The sequence below is a fragment of the Actinokineospora auranticolor genome, assembly GCF_002934265.1.
In the GTDB taxonomy this organism is placed as follows: Bacteria; Actinomycetota; Actinomycetes; order Mycobacteriales; family Pseudonocardiaceae; genus Actinokineospora; species Actinokineospora auranticolor.
In genome coordinates, this window is the sequence record NZ_PTIX01000007.1 from 1 (window position 1) to 21,037 (window position 21,037).

General features: G+C 72.2%; 16 protein-coding genes. 12 read left to right on the forward strand and 4 right to left on the reverse strand.

Annotated features, from left to right (window positions below; translation table 11 throughout):
- A partial coding sequence (locus CLV40_RS38920) for a DUF7019 family protein (protein ID WP_425428237.1) occupies positions 1-280 on the forward strand: 280 nt, incomplete at its 5' end.
- Between the two features lie 854 nt (positions 281-1,134).
- On the opposite strand, the gene CLV40_RS14705 is transcribed toward CLV40_RS38920, so the two are convergent.
- Positions 1,135-1,794: a class I SAM-dependent methyltransferase gene (locus CLV40_RS14705; protein ID WP_374066566.1), complete on the reverse strand. Its 660-nt coding sequence runs from the start codon at positions 1,792-1,794 to the stop codon at positions 1,135-1,137.
- A 235-nt stretch (positions 1,795-2,029) separates the two neighbouring features.
- On the opposite strand from CLV40_RS14705, the gene CLV40_RS14710 reads away from it, so the two are divergent.
- The 9 genes from CLV40_RS14710 (at position 2,030) to CLV40_RS14750 (ending at position 13,716) form a co-directional block, all read left to right on the forward strand.
- Positions 2,030-3,157, forward strand: coding sequence for an NAD(P)/FAD-dependent oxidoreductase (locus tag CLV40_RS14710; RefSeq protein ID WP_104479472.1), 1,128 nt, complete (start codon positions 2,030-2,032; stop codon positions 3,155-3,157).
- A gap of 454 nt (positions 3,158-3,611) precedes the next feature.
- Positions 3,612-4,526 (forward strand): glycosyltransferase family 2 protein, encoded by a 915-nt coding sequence (locus CLV40_RS14715; RefSeq protein ID WP_181043512.1) that lies wholly within the window; start codon positions 3,612-3,614, stop codon positions 4,524-4,526.
- A complete protein-coding gene (locus CLV40_RS14720; RefSeq protein WP_146108035.1) occupies positions 4,523-4,996 on the forward strand; it encodes a hypothetical protein in 474 nt (157 codons plus the stop codon). The genes CLV40_RS14715 and CLV40_RS14720 overlap by 4 nt, the downstream gene beginning before the upstream one ends.
- Positions 4,993-6,117: a glycosyltransferase gene (locus CLV40_RS14725; RefSeq protein WP_104479474.1), complete on the forward strand. Its 1,125-nt coding sequence runs from the start codon at positions 4,993-4,995 to the stop codon at positions 6,115-6,117. Before CLV40_RS14720 ends, CLV40_RS14725 begins: the two co-directional genes overlap by 4 nt.
- Positions 6,114-7,259 carry a glycosyltransferase gene (locus CLV40_RS14730; protein ID WP_181043513.1) on the forward strand — a complete coding sequence of 382 codons (1,146 nt, stop codon included), beginning with the start codon at positions 6,114-6,116 and terminating at the stop codon, positions 7,257-7,259. The genes CLV40_RS14725 and CLV40_RS14730 overlap by 4 nt, the downstream gene beginning before the upstream one ends.
- On the forward strand, positions 7,249-8,277 hold the full coding sequence (locus CLV40_RS14735) for a glycosyltransferase family 2 protein (protein WP_181043514.1): 1,029 nt from the start codon (positions 7,249-7,251) through the stop codon (positions 8,275-8,277). Before CLV40_RS14730 ends, CLV40_RS14735 begins: the two co-directional genes overlap by 11 nt.
- Positions 8,274-10,520, forward strand: coding sequence for a hypothetical protein (locus CLV40_RS14740; RefSeq protein WP_146108036.1), 2,247 nt, complete (start codon positions 8,274-8,276; stop codon positions 10,518-10,520). Before CLV40_RS14735 ends, CLV40_RS14740 begins: the two co-directional genes overlap by 4 nt.
- Positions 10,517-11,392, forward strand: a complete 876-nt coding sequence (locus CLV40_RS14745) for a glycosyltransferase family 2 protein (protein ID WP_104479478.1) — start codon at positions 10,517-10,519, stop codon at positions 11,390-11,392. Before CLV40_RS14740 ends, CLV40_RS14745 begins: the two co-directional genes overlap by 4 nt.
- On the forward strand, positions 11,389-13,716 hold the full coding sequence (locus CLV40_RS14750) for a glycosyltransferase (protein WP_104479479.1): 2,328 nt from the start codon (positions 11,389-11,391) through the stop codon (positions 13,714-13,716). Before CLV40_RS14745 ends, CLV40_RS14750 begins: the two co-directional genes overlap by 4 nt.
- Here the strand turns inward: CLV40_RS14750 and CLV40_RS14755 are convergent.
- Genes CLV40_RS14755 through CLV40_RS14765 form a run of 3 tightly spaced genes read right to left on the reverse strand, consistent with a single transcriptional unit; the run spans position 13,613 to position 18,611 of the window.
- Positions 13,613-16,309, reverse strand: coding sequence for a cation-translocating P-type ATPase (locus CLV40_RS14755; protein WP_219823984.1), 2,697 nt, complete (start codon positions 16,307-16,309; stop codon positions 13,613-13,615). The two genes, CLV40_RS14750 and CLV40_RS14755, sit on opposite strands and share 104 nt — an antisense overlap.
- Positions 16,306-17,229, reverse strand: a complete 924-nt coding sequence (gene arcC, locus CLV40_RS14760) for a carbamate kinase (protein ID WP_104479480.1) — start codon at positions 17,227-17,229, stop codon at positions 16,306-16,308. The genes CLV40_RS14755 and arcC overlap by 4 nt, the downstream gene beginning before the upstream one ends.
- Before the next feature lie 20 nt (positions 17,230-17,249).
- Positions 17,250-18,611: an APC family permease gene (locus CLV40_RS14765; RefSeq protein WP_104479481.1), complete on the reverse strand. Its 1,362-nt coding sequence runs from the start codon at positions 18,609-18,611 to the stop codon at positions 17,250-17,252.
- Between the two features lie 174 nt (positions 18,612-18,785).
- On the opposite strand from CLV40_RS14765, the gene CLV40_RS14770 reads away from it, so the two are divergent.
- A complete protein-coding gene (locus CLV40_RS14770) occupies positions 18,786-20,006 on the forward strand; it encodes an arginine deiminase (protein WP_104479482.1) in 1,221 nt (406 codons plus the stop codon).
- A gap of 13 nt (positions 20,007-20,019) precedes the next feature.
- Complete coding sequence (argF, locus tag CLV40_RS14775; protein WP_104479483.1) at positions 20,020-21,021, forward strand: ornithine carbamoyltransferase; 1,002 nt, start codon at positions 20,020-20,022, stop codon at positions 21,019-21,021.
- Positions 21,022-21,037: the final 16 nt, after the last annotated feature.

Below are 21,037 nucleotides of genomic sequence, written 5' to 3' on the forward strand. Positions count from 1 at the left end.
CGCACGCCACGAGAAGTGCACCACGCATACCACGCTCGAAAGTCAGCGATACCGACCGTTGTTTAGCCGCTGTCCGGAGACTTCGAGGCACCCCAGTCCGGGCTACGGGGGCAAGCGCAAGGCCGAGTTCGGGGTCGACCTCAAGGTGTTGACCGCCAAGCGCACCGCGGAGGCGGCGGGGCCCGACCGGGTGGCGCGGCTGGAGCGGGTCGTGGGTTTCCTTCGCGCAAAGCCGGGTGTCCGCGCCGCCGCCTTCGAGGCGCTGACGGACGTGCGGTAGCTGGGCCCCGTCAACGGCAGGCAGGGCCCCCTCCCTGACAACCGGCGGCCGGTGGTCGGCCCACCACGGGACGGGTGAACCGGACCTCGGTGTTCGTCACCGCCAACGGGGCGATCATGAGCACGGACCGGGAACACGACTTCACCATCACCGGCGAGTGGACCGACACCCTGCCTTCCTGAAGAGGTGTCGGGGGACGCCTCCAGCCACCTCGAAACCGCCGCAGGATCCCAGCCCCCACCCAACCCAAGACGGCCCTACCGGACCCACCCCGAAACCGCCGCGGGATCCCAGGCCCCGCACACCGCAACGTGGCCGCACCGGACCCGCCTCGAAACCGCCGCAGGATCCCAACCCCCTCCGAACGCAACGCGCCCCTGCCACACGCCTTGATTGGGTGGACTTGCTTTGCGTGGGGGGACGGGCCTGCCAAGCTGTCCTGCGGGTGGGGTGGGCTTGCCCATTCCCACCGCTCTTCCCCACCGCAGGCTCGTAGGGGCCCCGCGCAAAGCAAGTTCGCCCAAACGAGGCCGCGCATCTTTTCCGCGAACAGCCGGACCGATCAACCCAACCACGCCGCCAACCGGCACCCCGCGGGCCACAAGATGATCAACGCACGCCTCCGGCCCCCACTATCCAGCCTAGCGACGAGCACCGACAGTCCCGACCGAAGACGATCATGCCTGTGGACAACGGGGAAGGCGTGTTCACGGCACCCCGATCAGGCCGCCTCAACTACCACCGTGACCCGGCGATGATCAAACCGATGCCTCGGGCCCCCACTATCCATTCTACCGGCGCGCACCGACAGTTCCGGCCGAAGACGATCAAGCCTGTGCACAACCTGCCGGACATCAGGCGGGCAGGCGGTAGACCGAGACGTGGGAGCCGGAGTCCTCCGTGAATTCCGCACCGGTCCAGTCAGCCGACCGCGACTCCAGCCGCATCCCGGCCAGCTCGGCCATCAGGTCCAGCTCCGCGGGCCAGACGTAGCGGTGCGGGCTGCGGGCGATCCGCCCGTCGGTGTGGTGGTGCGAGATCAGGTGCTGGCGCACCACGTCGTAGGTGTCGACGCCGAGGTAGTCCGGCTCGCACTTCCACACCACCGCCCGCTGCCCCGGCGGCAGCAGCCGCAGGTCCGGCACGCCCAGTTCGATGACGAACCGCCCGCCCGGCAGCAGGTGCCTGGCCGCGTTGCGGAAGCAGGCCACCTGCTCGGGCTGGGTGAGCAGGTTCCCGATCGTGTTGAACACCAGGTACACCAGGGAGAACCGGCCCGGCGCCGTGGTCGTGGCCATGTCGCCGCGCACCACCGGGATCACCGTCTCGTCGACCTTCTCCCGCAGCCGGGCGATCATCCCGGCGGACAGCTCGATGCCGGTGACCGGCACACCCCGCTCGGCCAGCGGGATGGCGACGCGGCCGGTGCCGATGGCCAGCTCCAGGGCCGGTCCGCCGTCGGCCAGCCGCACCAGCCGGTCGACCGTCGGGCCCAGCACTTCCGGGGCGAACATCCCGGTGCCCGGGGTGTCGTAGCGGTGCGCGGTCTCGTGGCTCCAGATCTCCTCCTGTCGCATCGAGTAGACGAACTCGGCGTGGTCCCAGGTCTGCTCCGTAGGCACGTCAGCCACCTTAGGCACACGGGTGGGGCGTGGTCGCCCGTTTTTCCTTCCGCTGTCCCACGTTCGGGTGATGGTGCCGGGCTGGTGGGCGCGATGTGCTTGCGGGACAACGGTAGGGAGGACGCACATGGCGAGGCGAGTGGTCGTCGTCGGGGCGGGGGTCTACGGTGCCGCCGTGGCCGCCGAACTGGCGGTGCGCGGGGTGGGCACGACGGTCGTCGAGGCGGGCGCCCCCGCGGGCGGCACGTCCGGCGCGACCTTCTCGTGGACCAACTCCTGCGGCAAGAAACCGAGGTCGTACCACGACCTCAGCGTCGCCGGGATGGCCGCGCACCGGCGCCTGGCCGCCGACGTCCCGCACAGCGACTGGTACCACGAAGGGGGCAACCTGGAGTGGGCCGCCGACGAGCCGGGCCGCGCGGCGCTGCGGCGCAAGGTCGCCGAGGTGCTCGACTTCGGCTACGAGGCCCGCTGGCTCGACCGCGTCGAGGTCCTGCGCCTCGAACCCGACCTCAACCCCGACCGGCTCCCGGACGACGAGATCGCCTACTTCCCCCGCGAGGGCTGGATCGAACCCACCCGCCTGGTCGGGTACCTGCTGTCCACCGCCATCTCCCGCGGCGCCGAACTCGTCCGCGACGACGCGGCGGCCGGGTTCGGCGTCGAGGGCGACGCCATCACCACCGTGCTGCTCACCTCCGGCCGCCGCGTTCCCGTGGACGCCGTGGTCAACTGCGCGGGCCCGAGCGCCGCGCGGGTCGCGGAGTTGGCGGGCCTGAAGCTGGCCATGCGCAACACGCTCGGCGCGCTCGTCTACACCTCCCCCGTCGCGGTCGCCGTCTCGCGGGTCATCCACGCGCCCGACATCCACCTCCGCCCCGACGGCGCCGGTCGGCTCCTGCTGCACACCCGGTCCCTCGACGCCGCCGCCCGCGACCTCGACACCGGCCCCGGCCACACCCACGCCCGCCGCGACCTGGACGAAGACACCCTCGCCGCCGTCCTGGCGGCGGGCCGCGCCCTCTACCCGGCGCTCAAGTCGGCCACCGTGGAGAGCACCAGGGTCGGCGAGCGCCCCATCCCGGGCGACGGCCTCCCCGTCCTCGGCCGGGCCCGCGCCCTACCGAACTTCCACTTCGCCGTATCCCACAGCGGCGCCACCCTGAGCCTGCACGCCGCCACCCTGGTGGCCGACGAACTCCTCGGCCAAGACCACACCGCGACCCTGGCGCCGTTCCGCTTCGAACGATTCTGAAGGGGCGATCGGGCAATTGTCGAAACCGCTTCACCTCTTCCGCCTCGCACGGAGGTGAACCTCGTTCGATTCTTCGGGGTGTAGTCCGAATCACTTTTGTGGATCATCTGTGGCTGCGGGGATTACCCATCGAGCCGTGCGGTGTGTTCGTTAACCGCCCGACGGTGATCAACACGAATTCGCATGGTGAATCGCCAACGTTCCCCTGGATGGATGCAAGTGGATTAGCTCGTTCGGCCCAGTCGGGCGCGGCAATGGGCGGTCAAGTGATCACGCTTCGTGCTCGCGCATGACACTTCGTTAGAAACGACCGCGAAACGGGCGGTGCGGGGGTGGCGATGTAGCTCGCGTCAGGGCGGCCGGTCGGGCCGCCTCCGCACAGGCGTGGCGACCCCGAGGTGGGTTTCGGCTCATGCCGGAAATGTGCACCGAAAGGTCTGGAACAATGGTTGTGATGCGCCCTGTCGTCGGTGTGCCGTCGACCCGGTCGGAGCCGTTCGCCACCTCGGTGAACCCCGAGCGGCCGCCCGCAGGCGACTTCTCCGCGGGTGGTCGGGTGTTCTCCGGGGACGAGCCGGTGCGCCTCTCGATCCTGGTGCCCGCGTACAACGAGGAACGCACCGCGGCGCACGTGGTGTCCGGGCTGCTGGCCGCCGACTTCCCCTGCCCGGTCGAGGTGATCGCGGTGGACGACGGCAGCACCGACGAGACCGCGCGGCGGCTGGCCGACATCGACGACCCGCGGCTGACCGTGCTCCGGCACCCCCGCAACCTCGGCAAGGGCGCGGCGCTGATGTCCGCGGTCGCGGTGGCCACCGGCACCCACGTGCTGCCGTTCGACGCCGACCACGAGTACTCGCCGACCGACATCCCCCGGCTGCTCGAGCCCGTGCTCGCGGACCGGTGCGACATCGTCTACGGCACAAGGCTTTTCGGCGTCAACACCGTCTACCAGTCCTACCGCTACGCGCTGGGCAACCGGCTGCTCACCCTGGCCGCCAACGTCCTGTTCGACTCGTCGGTCAGCGACCTGCACACCTGCTTCAAGCTGGTGCCGCTGTCGCTGGTGCGCCAACTCGACCTCTCGGAGACGGGCTTCGGGCTCGACACCGAACTGACCGCCCGCCTGCTCCGCCTCGGCCTGCGCCCGTTCGAGGTGCCGATCAGCTACCACAGCCGCTCGCACGCCCAGGGCAAGAAGATCGACTGGCGGGACGGCGTCGCGTGCCTGCGCATCCTCGCCCGCGTGCGCGTCGCCCCGCGCCCGGTCGTCACCGCGCACCGGTACCCGGAGTCGGTCGTCGACCTGCCTGTCCGCGGTGGTCGGCACGACAAGGACGTCGTTCGCGCCGTGCGGGTGACCGGATGAGCGGCCCGCGCACGAGCACCACCCGGCCCAGGCGCGGAGTGGTCCCGCTGGTCTCCGGCGCCGCCGTCGTCGTGCTGCTGGCCGCGGCCGCGCAGGGCGGGATCGCGGGTCCGCTGCTGCGCGCCGCGGGACTGGTCGCGGACGAGCCCGCCTACACCGAACTCGCCTTCGTCGACCCGGACCGGCTCGGCACGCGGCTCGCGGCCACCGGGGGCCTGGTCGACTCCACCTTCGCCATCCACAACCACGAGGGCACCGACACCACCTACCCGTGGTCGGTCGTCCTGCGCGACGGCGAGCGCGTCGAGGTCATCGCGGACGGCGAGCGCACGGTGCCCGCCGGGACCGGGGTCACCGTGCCGGTCTCGGTCGCGCTCACCTGCCCGTCGCACGCCCGCGTCGAGGTCCGCGTCGCCGTCCCGGCGCGGTCCATCGACTTCCTCGCCCCGTGCCCGCAGGGGGAACGATGAGCGGCAAGAAGGTCATCGCGCTGGTGACCGACGCGATCCACCCCTACAGCCGCGGTGGCAAGGAGATCCGGTACCACGAGCTGGCCAAGCGGCTGGCCGCCCGCGGCGACGTCCACGTGTTCACCATGCACTGGTGGGACGGGCCCCCGACCATCCGCCGCGACGGCGTCACCTACCACGCGCTGTGCCGCACCATCCCGATGTACAAGGGCGCCCGGCGCTCGATCCGCCAAGCGCTGGTGTTCGCCTTCGCGTGCCTTGGCCTGCTGCGGCACCGGTTCGACGTCATCGAGGCCGACCACATGCCGTACCTGCCGGTGTTCGCCTGCAAGGTGGTGGCCGCGCTGCGCCGCACCCGGCTGGTCGTCACGTGGCACGAGGTGTGGGGCGACGACTACTGGCGGGCCTACCTCGGGCGGCTGGGCACCGTCGCCTGGTGCGTCGAGCGGTTGGCGATGCGGCTGCCCGACACGATCCTGGCCGCCTCCGCGCATACCGCCGACCGGCTGCGGGCGGTCCTGGGGGCCGGGGCGGACGTGGTGGTGGCGCCGAACGGGATCGACCTGGACCTGGTCCGCGCCGCGTCCCCCGCCGCGACCCGCGCCGACATCGTCGTCGTCGGCCGGTTGATGGAGCACAAGCGGGTCGACCTGCTGCTCGACGCCGTCGCCCGGCTGCGCGACCGCGGCCGGGCCGTGACCTGCCTGGTGATCGGTGACGGTCCGGAGCGGGAGAACCTGGCCGCCAAGGCCCGGGAACTGGGCCTGGGGTCCGCGGTCCGGTTCCGCCACGACGTCGCCGGGCAGGAACAGCTGTACGGGTTGATGAAGGGCGCCAAGGTGTTCGCCGCGCCGTCGGCCCGCGAGGGCTTCGGGGTGGCCGTGCTGGAGGCGCTGGCCTGCGGCATGCCCGTGGTGACCACGGACGCGCCGGACAACCTGGCCAGGCACCTGGTGCGCCGCTCGGCTCGCGGTCGGGTGTGCGCGGCGACCCCGGGCGCGTTCGCCGACGCCATCGCGGCGGCGTTGGCCGAGCCGCGCACCGGGGTCGTGGAGGACTGGGTCGAGCAGTTCGGGTGGGACGCGACGGCCGATGTGGCGGCGAAGGCGGTGCTGGCGTGAAGATCCTGCTGGTTGGTCCGTACCCGCCCGCCAAGGACGGCATCGGTGACTACGCCCAGGCGCTCGCGGGGGAGTTCGTCCGGGCCGGGCACGAGGTCCGCGTGCTCGCGGTCCGGGGTGACGGACCCGTGCTGCCCGGCGAGGTATTCGGCACGCTGGACTCGGTCCGCGCCGCGCTGTCCGCCGCCCGCGCCTGGGCCCCCGATGTGGTGCACGTCCAGTTCGCGGTCGCCGCCTTCGGCACCCGGATCCCCGCGCTGCTGCGGGTCCTGCCCGCGCTGCGCGCGTTGCCCGCCAAGCTCGTGGTGACGCTGCACGAGGTCACCCGGGACACCGCGACCCTCGGCCCGCTCGGGAGGTCGCTCTACCGGCGGGTCCTGCGCGCCGCCGACCAGGTCATCGTCCACACGGCGGCCGCGCTGCGCCGACTGTCCGCGCTCGACCACCTGGGCGGCACGCTGGTCCGCCACCCCGTGCACCGGCCCGCCGAGGTCACCTCCCCGGCCGACCTGCGGGCGCGGTTCGGCCTCGGCGCGGACCGCGTCCTGCTGGCTTTCGGGTTCATCCACGTGGACAAGGGGCTCGACGACACCGTCCGGGCACTAGCCGCCGCGCACCGCGCCGACCCGGCTGCCCTCCGCGGTGTCCGGCTCGTCGTCGCGGGCCGGGTCCGCCCGCGCCGGGGCGCCTTCCGGGTGCTGGAGGCCCGCGACCACCTGCACCTGCTCCGCGTCCGCGCGGCCATCACCCGCGCGGGCTTGGACGACCGGGTCGTGTTCACCGACTACGTGCCGGACGCCGATGTCGCGGGCTGGTTCCGGGTGGCCGCGGCGGTTCTGCTGCCCTACCGCCGCATCGAGCAGAGCGGTGTCGCCGGGCTGGCCGACGCGTTCGGCACCCCGGTACTGGCCTCCGACGTCGGCGGGCTGGCCGAGCAGTTCACCGGCTCGCCGTGGCTGTTCCCGCCGCGCGACCCCGGGGCCATGGCGGACGTGCTCGTCCGCTTCCTGGGCACCACCGACCCCCACGTCGGTCGGACCCGCGCGGGCGAAGGGCCCTGCCTGGCCGACGTCGTCGCGCGGACCCTCGCTGTGTACCGCGCCTCGGCGCCCGCGCGCACCGGGAGCGGCTGTGCGGCCTGACATCTCCGTCGTGCTCTGCTCGCTCAACGGCGCCGAGGGCGTGGACCGCTGCCTGACCGCCCTCGCCGCCCAGACCGCGCGCCCCGCGCAGATCACCGTGGTCGACGACGGCTCCACCGATAGCACGGGCGACGTCGCCCGCGCGCACGGGGTCGGACTGGTCCGGCACCCGGTCAACCGCGGTGTGGCCGCGGCGCGCAACAGCGGCATCGCGGCCAGCACCGGCTCGATCATCGCGTTCGTCGACGACGACTGCGAACCGCACCCCACCTGGCTGGCCGGGATCGCCCAGGTCTGGTCCGAAGTGGACGACGACGTCGTCGGCGTCGGCGGCCGGGTCCGGCCCACGGGCGAGCCGGGCTACCTGCTCGGCTTCCACCGCAGGCACAACCCCCTCGAACCGCTCGACGAGGCGCTGGCGCTCGGGGACGGTTTCGCGCACCGCCTGCGCCTCTACGCCCAGCGGCAGTGGCGGCGCGCCGAACCGACCGAACTGCGCCGGGTGTTCTCCCTGGTCGGGGCCAACATGTCGTTCCGCGCCGACGCGGTGGCCGCGGTGCACGGCTTCGACGAGGCGTTCCGCTTCGGCGGTGAGGAAGTCGACCTGTGCATGCGACTGCGGGCCGCGGGCGGGCGCATCGCGGTCAGCGAGCACCCGGTCGTCGACCACCGCTTCGTCACCGAACTGCACGACGTGCTGCGCCGCAGCCGCGCCTACGGCTGGGGCTCGGCGCGCATGTTCGACAAGTGGCGTTCCGGTCTGCCGACGGTGTTCCCCGGGCCGGTGCTCCTCTTGGCCGCGGTCGCGGTGGCCGCCCGGCGCGGCATCCCGGCCGCCGCGGCCTGTGCACTGCTGGTGCCGCAACTGCTGCACCCCAGGGGTGTGCGTGACGCGGTCGAGACCGGCGCGCTCGAGTCGCTGGCGGATCCGTACGTGCGTGTGGCGCAGGAGACCGCCGAGAACGTCGGGCTGCTCTCCGGGCTGTGGCGGGCCTGGGTCACCGGGCGGCCGATATGAGCACCCGGACCGCGCCCATCGCGGCTACGACACCGGTGGCCGCGCTCCGCCCGACCGCCCGCACACCACTGGCCTGGATCGCGGCGATGGACGTGCTGGTCGCGCTGCGGGGGCTGTGGCCCGCGCGGCTGCTGGTCGTCGTGCTCGTGCTGGTGGTGCCCGGGGTTCTGCTGCTGCGCGCGATCCGGCTGCCGTCCGCCGCGGTGTCCCGGTTGCCGGTCTACGTGCCGGTCGCGTCGTTGGTCGTGCTGTACGGCGCCGGACTGCCGGTCAACCTGCTCGGTCCGCTGATCGGTGTGGACCAGCCCCTGCGGCCGGTACCGGTCGCGGTCGCGCTCACCCTCGTCTGCCTGGCGCTGGTGGGGGTCGACCTGCGCCGCGCCCCCGCGGACTCCTGGGACTGGCGACCGCTGCTCCCAGGCTGGGCGGAACTCGGCTTCCTCGCCGTCGTGCTGGTCGCGGTGGCCGGGGCGCTGCGCCTGGACCACGGCCGCGGTGACGCGGTGGCGGTCCTCGGCGTCGTCGCCGTGGTGGCACTGGTGCTCGTCGGTGTGGTCATGTCCGCTCGGTGGACCGGAGCGCGGCTCGCTGCCGCGCTCTACGCGGTCGCCCTGGCGAGCATGCTGGCCTTCGCCCTGCGCGGTGACCTCGTCTACGGGTTCGACATCGCGGGCGAGTACGGCATCGCGGACTCGGTGCTGCGCAACGGCGTGTGGCACCTGGACCACCGGGGCGACGCCTACGGGGCGATGCTGAGCACGTCGGTGCTCCCGGCCCTGCTGCACAACCTGACCGGCCTGCCGCCTGCCGCGGTGCTCTCCGTCGTCTACCCGGCGCTGTTCGCGTTGTTCCCGGTCGCCGTGTTCGCCGTCGCCCGGCGCTTCCTCACCCGCCGCTGGGCGTTCTGCGCCGCCGCGCTCGTGGTGGCGCAGCAGAACTTCGCCCAGCAGATGCCCGCGCTGGGACGCCAGGAGATCGCGCTGCTGGTTTTCGTCGTGCTGGTCGCGGCGGTCTTGGACCACGACTTGCCCCGCGGCCCGCGGCTCGCCGTGGTGTCGTTGTGCGGGCCCGCGGTGGTGGTGTCCCACTACTCGACCGCGTACCTGGTCGTCACCGCGACCGGCTTGGCGATCGCCGTGCAGTGGCTCGTTTCCCGGCTGCGCGGCGGACCCCGGTACACCGCCGCCGTGGTCGTGGCGTTCGTCGCGACCGGTGTCGCGGCGGCCCTCTGGTACGGGCCGATCACCCACTCCGGGGACAACCTGCTGCGCTTCGGCGACTCCATCGGGCGCGAGGGCCTCGACGTGCTCCCCGGCCGCACTGACGGCGAGAGCCTGGTCTCCGCCTACCTGCGCGGCAGCGGGCCCAAGGCGGTCGACGCCCGGACGTACGGCGACCTCGCGGCCGAGCGGTACCGCGACGACCGGCCCTACGTGCGACCGCTGGCCGCGGCCGACGACCCGACCTACACCCTCGTCGACTCCGCGCCCACCGCTCCCGGGGCCTCCGCGCTCACCGGCGTGGCGTCGCTGGGCCGGTTGCTCGTGCAGCAGGCGGTCAACATCGTGGCGGGGATCGGCGCGCTCCTGCTGTTGTGGCGGCGGGACGCGGACGGGACGCGGACGCTGGCGGCGCTCGCGGTGGCACTGCTGGTCGTGCTCGTCGCGGTCCGCTTCAGCGGAACCGCCGCGCAGGCCTACAACCAGGAACGGGCCCTGCTGCAAGCGCTTGCCGTGGTCGCGGTCCCGCTCGCCTGGGTGGGACAGCGCCTCAGCGGGCGTTGGCGGCGGACGCCCTCCGCCCTCACCCTCGCGGCGGTGGCGCTTCTGGCGTTCACCAACAGCGGCTTGTCCGCGATCGTCCTGGGTGGACCGCGGCAGGCCAACACCACCGCGCGCGGTGAGGACGTCGAGCGGTTCGCCATGACCACTCCGGAACTGGCCGCCGCGGCCTGGGTCAACGCCAACCGCGGTCGGGACGATCTCGTCTACGCCGACCGCTACGCCCAACTGCGCCTGCTCGCCGTGCACGGTGGCGGTGTGCGCGGACTGATGCTCGACGTCACGCCGCGCACCGTCGACCGCGACGCCTGGGTCTACGCGAGCGCCACCAACACCCTCACCGGACGCGCGCGGGGCGTCGCCGAGGGCTACTACGCCTGCTACGGCTTCCCCGCGGCGTTCCTCAACGACCACTTCAACACCGTTTATTCCAACGGGTCCTCGGAGGTGTTCCACCGGTGATCTCCATCGTCGTGATCAGCAAGGACGAGCGGGCGCTCGACGACACCCTCGGCGACCTGCGCGCCGAGATCGACACCGTCGACCAGCCCTGCGAGGTGGTCGTCGTCGACGCCTCCGCGGGTCGGCTCGACGACATCCGCGACGCCCACACGGGCGTGCGCTGGGTGCCCTTCACCCGCCCCGACGGCGTCCGCGTGTCCATCCCGCACCAGCGCAACGCCGGGGTGCGCGCGGCGACGGGGGACACCGTGGTGTTCACCGACTCCGGCTGCCGCCCGCGAGCGGGCTGGTTGGCAACCCTGGTCGACCCGATCCTGTCCGGCGCCGAGGCCGTAGTCGCGGGTGTGGCCACCGCGCCGAGCGACACCGTCGACTACTACCCGCACGCGGACGCGAAACCCCGCTACCTCGACGAGTGCCCGACCATCAACCTCGCCTTCCGCCGCGAGGTGTTCGACGAGATCGGCGGGTTCGACGAGGCGTTCGAGTACGGCTCGGACGTGGACTTCTCCTGGCGGGTGCGGGACGCGGGCCGCCGCATCCGGTACGCCCCCGACGCCGTGGTCGAGCACGACTGGGGCACCACCCGCCGCCAACTGCGCCGCTCGTACCTCTACGGCAAGGCGCGCGCCCGGCTCTACCGCAAGCACCGCGCCCGCCGCCGCGGCCTGCTGCGCAACGACCCGGTCGCCCTGCTGTGGCCGCTGTTCCTGCTGGGTCTCCCGCTGGCCCTGCGGTTCCGCTGGTACCCGGCGCTGCTGCTGATCCCGGCCTGGCGCAACCGGTCCGCGCCGATCCCGCTGCACCTGCTGCTCGCCGGACACGTGCTCTACGGCCTCGGTGTGCTCGCCGAGGTGGGGAGGAAGCGGTGAAGGTCCTCGCCTTCCCCCGCGACCGCAACCCCTACCAATCGCTGCTGTACGGCGCCATGGCCGACCACGGGGTGTCCGTTTCCTACGCGGGACAACGGACTCCGTCGCACACCCTGAACCTCCTGTTGCTGCCGCTTGACCTCCTCGTCGGCAGGCTGCGTGGGGTTCGGGTGGTGCACCTGCACTGGGTGTACCCGTTCCGGCTGCCGGTCGTCGGCGACCGCGGGTGGGCCCGGCGGTTGTGCGAGGCGTGGTTCCGGCTGTGCTTGGGGCTGGCCCGACTGCTCGGCACGCGTCTGGTGTGGACGGCGCACAACGTGCTGCCGCACGAGCCGGTGTTCCTCGACGACGCCGCCGCGAGAGCCGCGCTCGTGCGCTCGTGCGACCTCGTGATCGCCCACAACGAAGCCACGATCGCGGCCTTGGCCGACCTCGGGATCACGCCGCGCCGGTCGACCGTCATCCCACACGGGCCGTTCGACCTGGGAGCGCCCGCCGCCGCGCCGGACGCGACCCGGGACCGGCGGACCCTGCTGTTCTTCGGTGCCGTCTCCGAGTACAAGGGCGTGGAGGACCTGCTCGCAGTGGCGTCCGGGCTCCGCGACGTCGACGTGGTGGTGGCGGGGGAGTGCGTGGACCCCGCGCTGCGGGCCCGCGTCGAGGCCGCGGCCGGACCGGGCACGCGGCTGCGGTTGGCCCGCGTTCCCGACGACGAGGTGGCCGAGTTGATGGCCGCCGCCGACGCGGTGGTGCTGCCGTTCCGGCGGGTCACCACCAGCGGGAGCGCGTTGCTGTCCCTCGGGTACGGCAAACCGCTGATCGTCCCGGACCTTCCCGCGCTGGCGGACCTGCCCGACGGGGCCGTGCTGCGCTACCCGGCCGGGTCGCGCCCCGGGCTCGCCGCCGCGCTCGCCCGCTTCGCCCGCCTCGACCCGTCGGCCGTCGCCGGGATGTCCGCCGCGGCGGCCGCGCACGGCACCGGCTGGCCCGAGATCGCCGCGCGCACCATCGCGGCGCTGGGCGAACTCCCGCCGCGCGACGGCATGCTGCGCGACTCGGCGCACCTGTTCGCCAACACGGTCGCGCTGTCGCTGTTCGGCTTCGCGTTCTGGACGTTGGCGGCGCGGCTCTACCCGAGCGCCGACGTGGGCCGGTTCTCGGCAGCGGTCGCTTCGGCCACCCTGCTGACGGCCTTCGCCACGCTGGGACTGCCGTACGCGATCGCCCGGTTCCTGCCCGCGGCGCGGCACCGCCGGGAGTTGCTGCTGGCCATGGTGCTCGCCGTGCTGGTCGTCGGCGGGGCGGTGGGCGGTGGTGTGCTGTTCCTCGGCGGGCTGGTCGAGTCCCCGGCGCTCGCGGCGGCGGTGCTGGGGCTGGTGGTCGTCTCCGCGGTCAGTGCGGTGCTGGACAGCGGACTGCTCGCCAGGAAAGCCGCCGCCAAGGTCCTGACCAAGAGCATCGCGGGGGGACTGGTCAAGCTCGTCGCGCTGGTCGCCGTCGCGGGGCTCGGAGTGGTCGGGTTGACCGCCTCCTACGCACTGGGGGCGGCGGTCGCGGCGGCGCTGGCCCTGGTGCGGTTGTGGCGGCTCCTCCCGGGCGAGCGGACGCGCTGGCGCGACGTGCGACTGCGGCGTGAACACCTGTCGTTCTCCAGCGCGAGCTACCTGGGCAACGTCTTCGGCGTCATCCCCTCGACCGTCGTGCCCATCCTCGTGCTGGGCGTGCTCGGGGCCCAGACGACCGCGTGGCTGTCCATGGCCTTCCTGCTGGTCGGCTTCCTCAACTTCATCCCGTCGGCGGTCAGCCAGGCGCTGTTCGCCCACGCCGCGCGGGACCCGGGCGGCCTCGCGGCTCGGCGCCGCAAGGCCATGAAGGCGGTGTTCGCCCTGTTGACGCCCGGTGTCGTGGTGCTGGTCGCGATCGCGCCGGTGCTGCTGTCCGTCTTCGGCCCGGAGTACGTGGCCGCGACCACGGCGACCCGCGTGCTGGCGGTTGGCGCGCTGGTCAGCGCCACCGCGTACGTCATCGACGCCGCTCTGATCGCCCAGAACCGCAAGGTCGCCTTCGTGGCGGTGAACGGGGTCAACGCGCTGCTGGTCGTGGTCGCCGTCGTCTTGACCGCGCACCACGGCTTGACCGCGGTCGCGTTGGGGTGGGCCGGGGCGCAGGTGGTGTCCGTCCTCGTCGCGCTCGCTGTGGACAGACGTGTCTTCCACCGGCTCACCGCGCCGGTGCTGAGCGGCGGGCGAAGGCCTTCCGGATCTCCGACAGGACCACGACCGACAGCGCCACCGCCGTGCAGAGGAGCCATTGGGGGAGGGTGAGTTGGGCGGTTCGCAGAAATGCTTGGAGGGGGTTGAACACCGTGGCCAGGACCAGGCTGGCGAACGAGGCGGCGGTGGCGATGGCGAAGGGTTTGTCGGCGAAGGTGTCCAGGGTGAAGACCGTGCGGGTCTCGTCCTTGGTGGTCATCGAGAAGAACAGGTTGAACAGCGAGAACGTCACCAGGCCCATCGTGCGGGCCACGTCGTCGGGGACCGGGGTCCAGGCGATGACGGCGAGGGTGCCGATGGCCATGATCAGGCCCACTCCGACGAGTCGGGTCAGCAAGGGGCGCGGGAGGATCGGTTCGTCGGGTGGACGGGGGCGGCGGCGCATCAGGTCCGGGGCGGGGGTGCCGTAGCCGAGGCCGATGGACTGGAAGACGCCGGTGGTGAAGTTGACCCAGAGGGTTTGCAGGGGCAGGAAGGGGACGCCGCCGAGGACGCCTACCACGCTGGCGCCGAGGAACGAGAAGATGAAGCCGAACAGCGTGCCCATCTGGTAGCGCAGGTAGCGCACCAGGTTGTCGTAGAGGCCGCGGCCCAGTTCGACGGCTCGGACGATGGTCGAGAAGTTGTCGTCGGTCAGGACCATGACCGCGGCTTCCTTCGTCACCTCGGTGCCGGTGATGCCCATCGCCACGCCGATGTCCGCCTTCTTCAACGCGGGGGCGTCGTTCACGCCGTCGCCGGTCATCGCGACGATGTGGCCCTTGCGGCGCAACAGTTCTACGAGTCGTACCTTGTTCTCCGGGGTCACGCGGGCCAGCACGCCGATGTCGTCGACGCGGTTCAGGGCCTCGTCGTCGTCCATCGCGTCGAACTCGGCGCCGGTGGTCACGTCGCCGTCGATGCCGAGGCGGGAGGCGATGGCGGTGGCGGTGGCGGCGTGGTCGCCGGTGATCATCCGGACCCGGATGCCCGCCGCCTTCGCCGCCTCGATCGACGCCTTGGCCGTGGGGCGCGGCGGGTCGACGATGCCGACGAGCGCCAGCATCTCCAGCCCGTCGAGCAGGCCCAGCAGGTCCCCACCCGCGTCGAAGCGGTTCGGGTCGAAGTCCTTGCGCGCGGTCGCCAGCACCCGCAGACCCTGCTCGCCCAACGCCTGGTTCTCCGCCAGGTAGCGCTGGGTGAACTCGTCATCGGCGGGTACCGGGCCGGAATCGGCGTCGAGCACGGTGGCCGCGCGGGCCAGCAGCTTGTCCGGGGCGCCCTTCACGAAGCACCGGATCACCTCCCGGCCCCACTCGTCACGCATGCGGTGGAAGGTGGCCATGAGCTTGTACGCGGCGTCGAACGGCAGCTCCGCGACCCTCGGGTACTCCTCCCGCGTCCGCGCGGCGTCCACCCCGCCCTTGGCCGCCAACGCCACCAGCGCGCCCTCGGTCGGGTCGCCGACCAGCTCGCCGTCGGTGATCACCGCGTCGGAGGCCAGGACCATCGGCATCAGGAACTGGTCCAGCGGCACCTCGGGCTTGCCCGCCACGCGGGTGATCCGCCCGTGCGCCTCGTAGCCCGAACCCTCCACTGTGTACTTCCGGCCCAGGACGACCAGCTGTACGGCGGTCATCTGGTTCAGCGTCAGCGTTCCCGTCTTGTCCGAGTTGATCGCCGACGTCGAGCCGAGCGTCTCGGTCGAGCGCAGCTGCTTCATGATCGCGCCTGCCTTGGCCAGCCGTTCGGTGCCCCACGCCAGGATCGTGGTCACCACGGCCGGGAGGCCGGTCGGGATCGCGGAGATGGAGAACGCGACGGCGGCGTTGAACACGGCGGTGAACGTGTTGCCCCGGGCCAGGTTCAGCACCATCGACACCACCAGCGCCGCCGCCGCGATCCACAGGATCTGCCCGGTCAACCGGTCCAGCTGCCGGGTCAGCGGCGTCTTGGCCGCCGCGCCTGCGCGCAGCATGGTCGAGATGTGGCCCACCTCGGTCGACTGCCCGGTCGAGGTGACCACGAACTCCCCGGACCCGCGGGTGACGTTGGTGTTCATGTACACCATGTCGACCCGGTCGCCCAGCGGCGTGTCCGGCCCGCTGACCGGGTCGGTGCCCTTGGCGACCGGCAACGACTCCCCGGTCAGCGCGGACTCCGCCACCTCCAGCGTCGCCGCGCGCAGCAGCCGCCCGTCGGCCGGGATAACGTCGCCGGCCTCGACGCTCACCACGTCACCCGGCACCAGCTCCGCCGCGGGCACCTCCGACAGGATCCCGTCCCGCCGCACGGCCGCCTTGACGATCATCATCTTCTGCAAGGCCGCGACGGCCGCCGCGGCCTTGCCCTCCTGGCGCAGGCCGAGCACGGCGTTGAGCAGCGTCAGCAGGATCAGCAGGAGCCCGGTTCCGCCCTGCGACAACGGGTACACGCTCACCGCGCCCGCGACCAGCAGCACGATCTGCATCGGATCGGCGTACTGGCGCAGGAAAGCGCGCCACCGGGGCTCCGCCTTGCCCTCGCCGAGGGTGTTCGGGCCGTGTTGTCGGGTGCGCTCGGCCACGTCCGCGGAACTCAGGCCGGAGCGGGCGTTGACGTTCTGCGACCGCAGCGCCTGCTCCGGGGTGAGGGTGTGCCAGAGGGGTGTCAGGGTGTCGGTCATCGGCCCTCCAACGCGGTGACGGTCGTGCCCGCGGTGCCCGCCACGATCCCGGCCAGGTCGTCGAGCGACCCGATCGCCGCGCGCTTGCCCGTCCTGGCCACGAACCCGACGGCCGCGTCGACCTTCGGCCCCATCGAGCCCGCCGCGAACGAGTGCTTCGCCAGCTCGCCCGGTGTGACGTGGTCGAGCCGCTCGCGGGTCGGCTTGTCCCAGTCCAGGTACACACCGTCCACATCGGTCGCCATGACGAGCAGGTCGGCCCCCACCTGCTCGGCCAGCAGGTCCGCCGCGAGGTCCTTGTCGATGACCGCCTCCACCCCTTCCAGCGCCCGCGACCCCGAGGCCGGGTGCGTGGTCGGGATTCCGCCGCCGCCCGCGCAGATCACCACCGCGTGGTGCTCCAGCAGCCAGGTGATCGGCTGGATCTCCAGGATCCGCTGCGGCCGGGGCGACGGCACGACCCGCCGCCACGACTCGCCGTCGCGGGCGAAGGTCCAGCCCTTGTCGGTGGTCAGGGAGTCGGCGGTGGCGCGGTCGTAACCGGGGCCGACGAACTTGGTCGGCTTGGCGAACGCCGGGTCGGCGGGGTCGACGGTGACCATCGTCAGCAGCGTGGCCACCTGCTTGTCGGCCGGCAGCAGCCCGCGCAGCTCCTGCTGCACCAGGTACCCGATCATGCCCTGGGTGCCCGCGTCGAGCACGTCCAGCGGGTACGGCTCGGCGCCCTGGTACGCCTCGGACTGCAGGGACAACAGCCCGACCTGCGGTCCGTTGCCGTGCACCACGACGACGCTGTGCCGGGCGGCCAGCGGCGCGATGGCCGCCGCCGCGATCCGGGTGTTGCGGCGCTGCGCCGCGGTGGTCATCGGCTCACCACGGCGCAGCAGGGCGTTGCCGCCCAACGCGATCACTATCCGCATGTCTCTCCTCTGTGGATTCTTCACCGGTGGTCCGGCACCGGGTCGGGGCGGGTCAGGCGGTGGCGCTGCGCGGTGTAGACGGGGATGCCGATCACCAGGGTGATCCCGGCCAGCAGGAACGGCGCCCAGTACACGAGCGGCGGTTGGCCGGTGTTGCGCGAGTACCAGATGAACAGGAAGGAGAACACGAGTGCCGGCACCGCGACCGCGAGGTCCAGCGCGAGCCGCCGCGTCTGGTGCCGCTGCCGATCGCGCAGGCGCCACTTGATCTGCGCCAGCGCCGAGAAGGCGTACGGGATCGCGGCGGTGATGCCGGTCATCAGCACCAGCGTCGTGAACACGGTTTCACCGGCGGACCCGAGGTAGTTCACCACCACCGCCACCGACGCGAGCACGGTCGAGGACACGATCCCGAACGCGGGCACGCCCTTCGGCGACATCCGCGCGAACCGAGCCGGGAACAGGCCGTCCTTCGCCGCCGCCAACGGCATCTCCGCGCAGATCATGGTCCACCCGGTGAGCGCGCCGAACCCGGACACGACCACCGCCGCCGCCATCACGTGCCCGGCCCACGTACCGCCGAAGATCTCGTTGGCCGCGTCCGAGAACGGCGCGTTCGCGCCCTGGAGTCGTTCGTTGGGCAGGATCCCGAACACCGCGACCAGCGAGAGCAGGTACACCACGGCCGTGGCGACGGTCGCGATCACGGTGGCGCGCGGGATGTTGCGATCCGGGTCGCGCACCTTGCCCGCCGCCACGGCCGCCGTCTCGACGCCGAGGTAGCTGAACAGCGCGATGGCCATGCCGCCGCCGATCGCGGTCCAGGTGGTCTCACCGCTGACGTTCGCGGGCGTGAAGTTGGCCGCCTTGACGAAGAACAGGCCCACCACCGACATGAACGCCAGCGCCGCGAACTTCAACGCGGTCGTCACCACCTGGACCCAGCCCATGTTCCGCACCCCGGTCAGGTTCACCGCGGCCGGGAGCCAGAGCCCGACGAGCACCAACACGACGGAGAACACCTTGTTGTGACCGGTGTTCACGAAGTGCTCCACGTAGAGCACCCACCCGACCGCGATCGCCGCGTTGCCCGCCCACGCCGTGATCCAGTACGACCAGGCGTTCGCGAAGCCTAGCCGGTTCCCGAACGCCACCCTGGTGTAGGCGTACGGTCCGCCGCCCGCGGGCATCCGCCGCGACAGGGCGGCGAACAGCAGCGCCAGGGCGAGCGCGCCCACCGTGGTGAGCGCCATCGAGACCAGGCTGATCGGCCCGTACGCGGCGAGCGACGTGGGCAGGTTGAACACCCCGACGCCGATGATGCTGCCGACGATCAACGCGGTCGCCGTCGTCAGGCCGAACCGGTTGTCTTGTGTGGACATCCCACCTCGCTCGCTGCTGGGTTGGCGGTTGCTCGCCACGAAGTCTCGGGGCGCGCCGCCGCCGGGCACATCGCCCGCTCGGGGTGGCCCGCCCCGCGCGCGCCGCGTGTTGCATGGCGGCTGGGGGACGACCCGGGGACCGACCTCGGGGAATGGCTCAGCGGAGGAGACGGGATGGCACTGGGCGTGCACTCGGAAGTCGGCAAGCTGCGTCGGGTGGTGGTCCACCGGCCTGGTCTGGAGCAGACCCGGCTCACCCCGTCCAACGCGGCGGACCTGCTCTTCGACGACGTGCTGTGGGTGACCAGGGCCAAGGCGGAGCACGACGCGTTCTGCGAGGTGCTGCGCGAGCGCGGGGTGGACGTGCTGTACGCGGAGCTGCTCTTCGCCGAGGCGCTGGTCAAGCCCGAGGCCCGGGACTGGGTCGCCGACCACGTCCTGGGGGAGCGGCAGGTCGGCGTCGCCGCCGCCGGACCCGCGGCGGAGTGGGTGCGCGGCGCGGACCCGACGGTGGTGGCGGAGTTCCTGATCGGCGGTGTCACCAAGGCGGACGTGGCCAGGGACATCGGCCTGGAGTGGGAGTCGCTGGACCGCTCCGGCCTGCTGCTGCCACCGCTGCCGAACTTCTTGTTCCAGCGCGATCCGTCCTGCTGGATCTACGACGGCTACACGGTGAACCCGATGACCAAACCGGCCCGCGAGCCGGAGACGGCGATCATGGAGGCCATCTACCGGTTCCACCCGATCTTCGCCGCCGAACCGGCGGAGGTGTGGCTCGGCGGGACCGACGAGCACTGGGGCCGCGCGCACGTCGAGGGCGGCGACGTGCAACCGATCGGCAACGGCGCGGTGATGATCGGCATGGGGGAGCGCACCACACCGCAAGCGGTGCAGTGGATCGCGCGCGAGCTGTTCCGCGCGGGCTCGGCGCGTGAGGTGCTGGCCGTGCACCTGCCGAAGTCGCGGACGTACATGCACCTCGACACGGTGATCACGATGTGCGACCGGGACGTGGTGACGCTGTTCCCGCACGTCGTCGGCGGCGCGCGGACGTGGTCCATCCGGCCGGGCGACTCCGCCGAGGACCTGGTGGTGGAGCGCCGGGACGCGCCGCTGCCGGAGTTGATGGCGAAGGCCTTGGGCGTGGCCAGGATGCGGGTTGTGGAGACCGGCGGGGACGCGTTCGCGGCGGAGCGCGAGCAGTGGGACGACGGCAACAACGTCGTGGCGCTGGAACCCGGGGTCGTCATCGCCTACGAGCGCAACGTCGCCACGAACACGGCGCTGCGCAAGGCCGGGGTCGAGGTGATCACCATCGAGGGCTTCGAACTGGGGCGCGGCCGCGGCGGCTCGCACTGCATGACCTGTCCGATCGAGCGCGAGCCCGCGTTCTGAGCCTGGAGGAAGCATGGCGTACAACCTGCGCAACCGCTCGTTCGTCAAGGAGATCGACTTCACCCCGGCCGAGCTACGGCACCTCCTGCGCCTGGCGGAGGCGCTCAAGTCGGCCAGGTACGCGGGCACCGAGCGACCGCGGCTGGTGGGCCGGGAGATCGCGCTGATCTTCGAGAAGACCTCGACGCGGACCCGGTCGGCGTTCGAGGTGGCGGCCTACGACCAGGGCGCGCACGTGACGTACCTGGACCCGTCAGGATCGCAGCTGGGCCACAAGGAATCCACCGCGGACACGGCGTCGGTGCTGGGCCGGATGTACGACGCGATCGAGTACCGGGGCACCCGCCAGTCCGATGTGGAGGAGCTGTCGGCGCACGCGGGAGTACCCGTCTACAACGGACTTACCGACGAGTGGCACCCCACCCAGATGCTCGCCGACTTCCTGACCATGCACGAGGCGTCGGGCAAGCCGTACCACGGGTTGTCGTACGCGTTCCTGGGGGACTGCCGGTTCAACATGGGCCGCTCGCTGCTGGTGATGGGCGCGCTGATGGGCGCCGACGTGCGACTGGCGGGTCCTGGCGAGCTGCACCCGCCCCAGGACGTGGTCGAGCTGGCGGCGGAGATCGCGGGGCGCACGGGCGCGCGGCTGACGATCACGGACGACCCGGTGGCGGCGGTCCGGGGGGTGGATTTCGTGCACACGGACGTGTGGGTATCGATGGGGGAGAGCAAGGAGGTGTGGGACGCGCGGGTGCGGCTGCTGAAGCCGTACCAGGTGAACGGGGGGTTGTTGCAGGGCACGGGCAACCCGGCGGTGCGGTTCATGCACTGCCTGCCCGCGTACCACGACGCCGGCACGGAGGTGGGGCGGGAGATCATGGAGCACACGGGGATGCGGACGGGGCTGGAGGTGACGGGGGAGGTCTTCGACTCGTCGGCCAGCATCGTCTTCGACCAGGCGGAGAACCGCCTGCACACCATCAAGGCGGTCCTGGTCGCCACGTTGGGGTAGTCCCCCGGGGCGGCGG

Coding starts and splice junctions, on each gene's coding strand:
- CLV40_RS14705 (WP_374066566.1), bottom strand. CDS start 1,794: ATGTTCGCCCCGGAAGTGCTGGGCCCGACGGTCGACCGGCTGGTGCGG.
- CLV40_RS14710 (WP_104479472.1), top strand. CDS start 2,030: ATGGCGAGGCGAGTGGTCGTCGTCGGGGCGGGGGTCTACGGTGCCGCC.
- CLV40_RS14715 (WP_181043512.1), top strand. CDS start 3,612: ATGCGCCCTGTCGTCGGTGTGCCGTCGACCCGGTCGGAGCCGTTCGCC.
- CLV40_RS14720 (WP_146108035.1), top strand. CDS start 4,523: ATGAGCGGCCCGCGCACGAGCACCACCCGGCCCAGGCGCGGAGTGGTC.
- CLV40_RS14725 (WP_104479474.1), top strand. CDS start 4,993: ATGAGCGGCAAGAAGGTCATCGCGCTGGTGACCGACGCGATCCACCCC.
- CLV40_RS14740 (WP_146108036.1), top strand. CDS start 8,274: ATGAGCACCCGGACCGCGCCCATCGCGGCTACGACACCGGTGGCCGCG.
- CLV40_RS14755 (WP_219823984.1), bottom strand. CDS start 16,309: ATGACCGACACCCTGACACCCCTCTGGCACACCCTCACCCCGGAGCAG.
- arcC (WP_104479480.1), bottom strand. CDS start 17,229: ATGCGGATAGTGATCGCGTTGGGCGGCAACGCCCTGCTGCGCCGTGGT.
- CLV40_RS14765 (WP_104479481.1), bottom strand. CDS start 18,611: ATGTCCACACAAGACAACCGGTTCGGCCTGACGACGGCGACCGCGTTG.
- CLV40_RS14770 (WP_104479482.1), top strand. CDS start 18,786: ATGGCACTGGGCGTGCACTCGGAAGTCGGCAAGCTGCGTCGGGTGGTG.
- argF (WP_104479483.1), top strand. CDS start 20,020: ATGGCGTACAACCTGCGCAACCGCTCGTTCGTCAAGGAGATCGACTTC.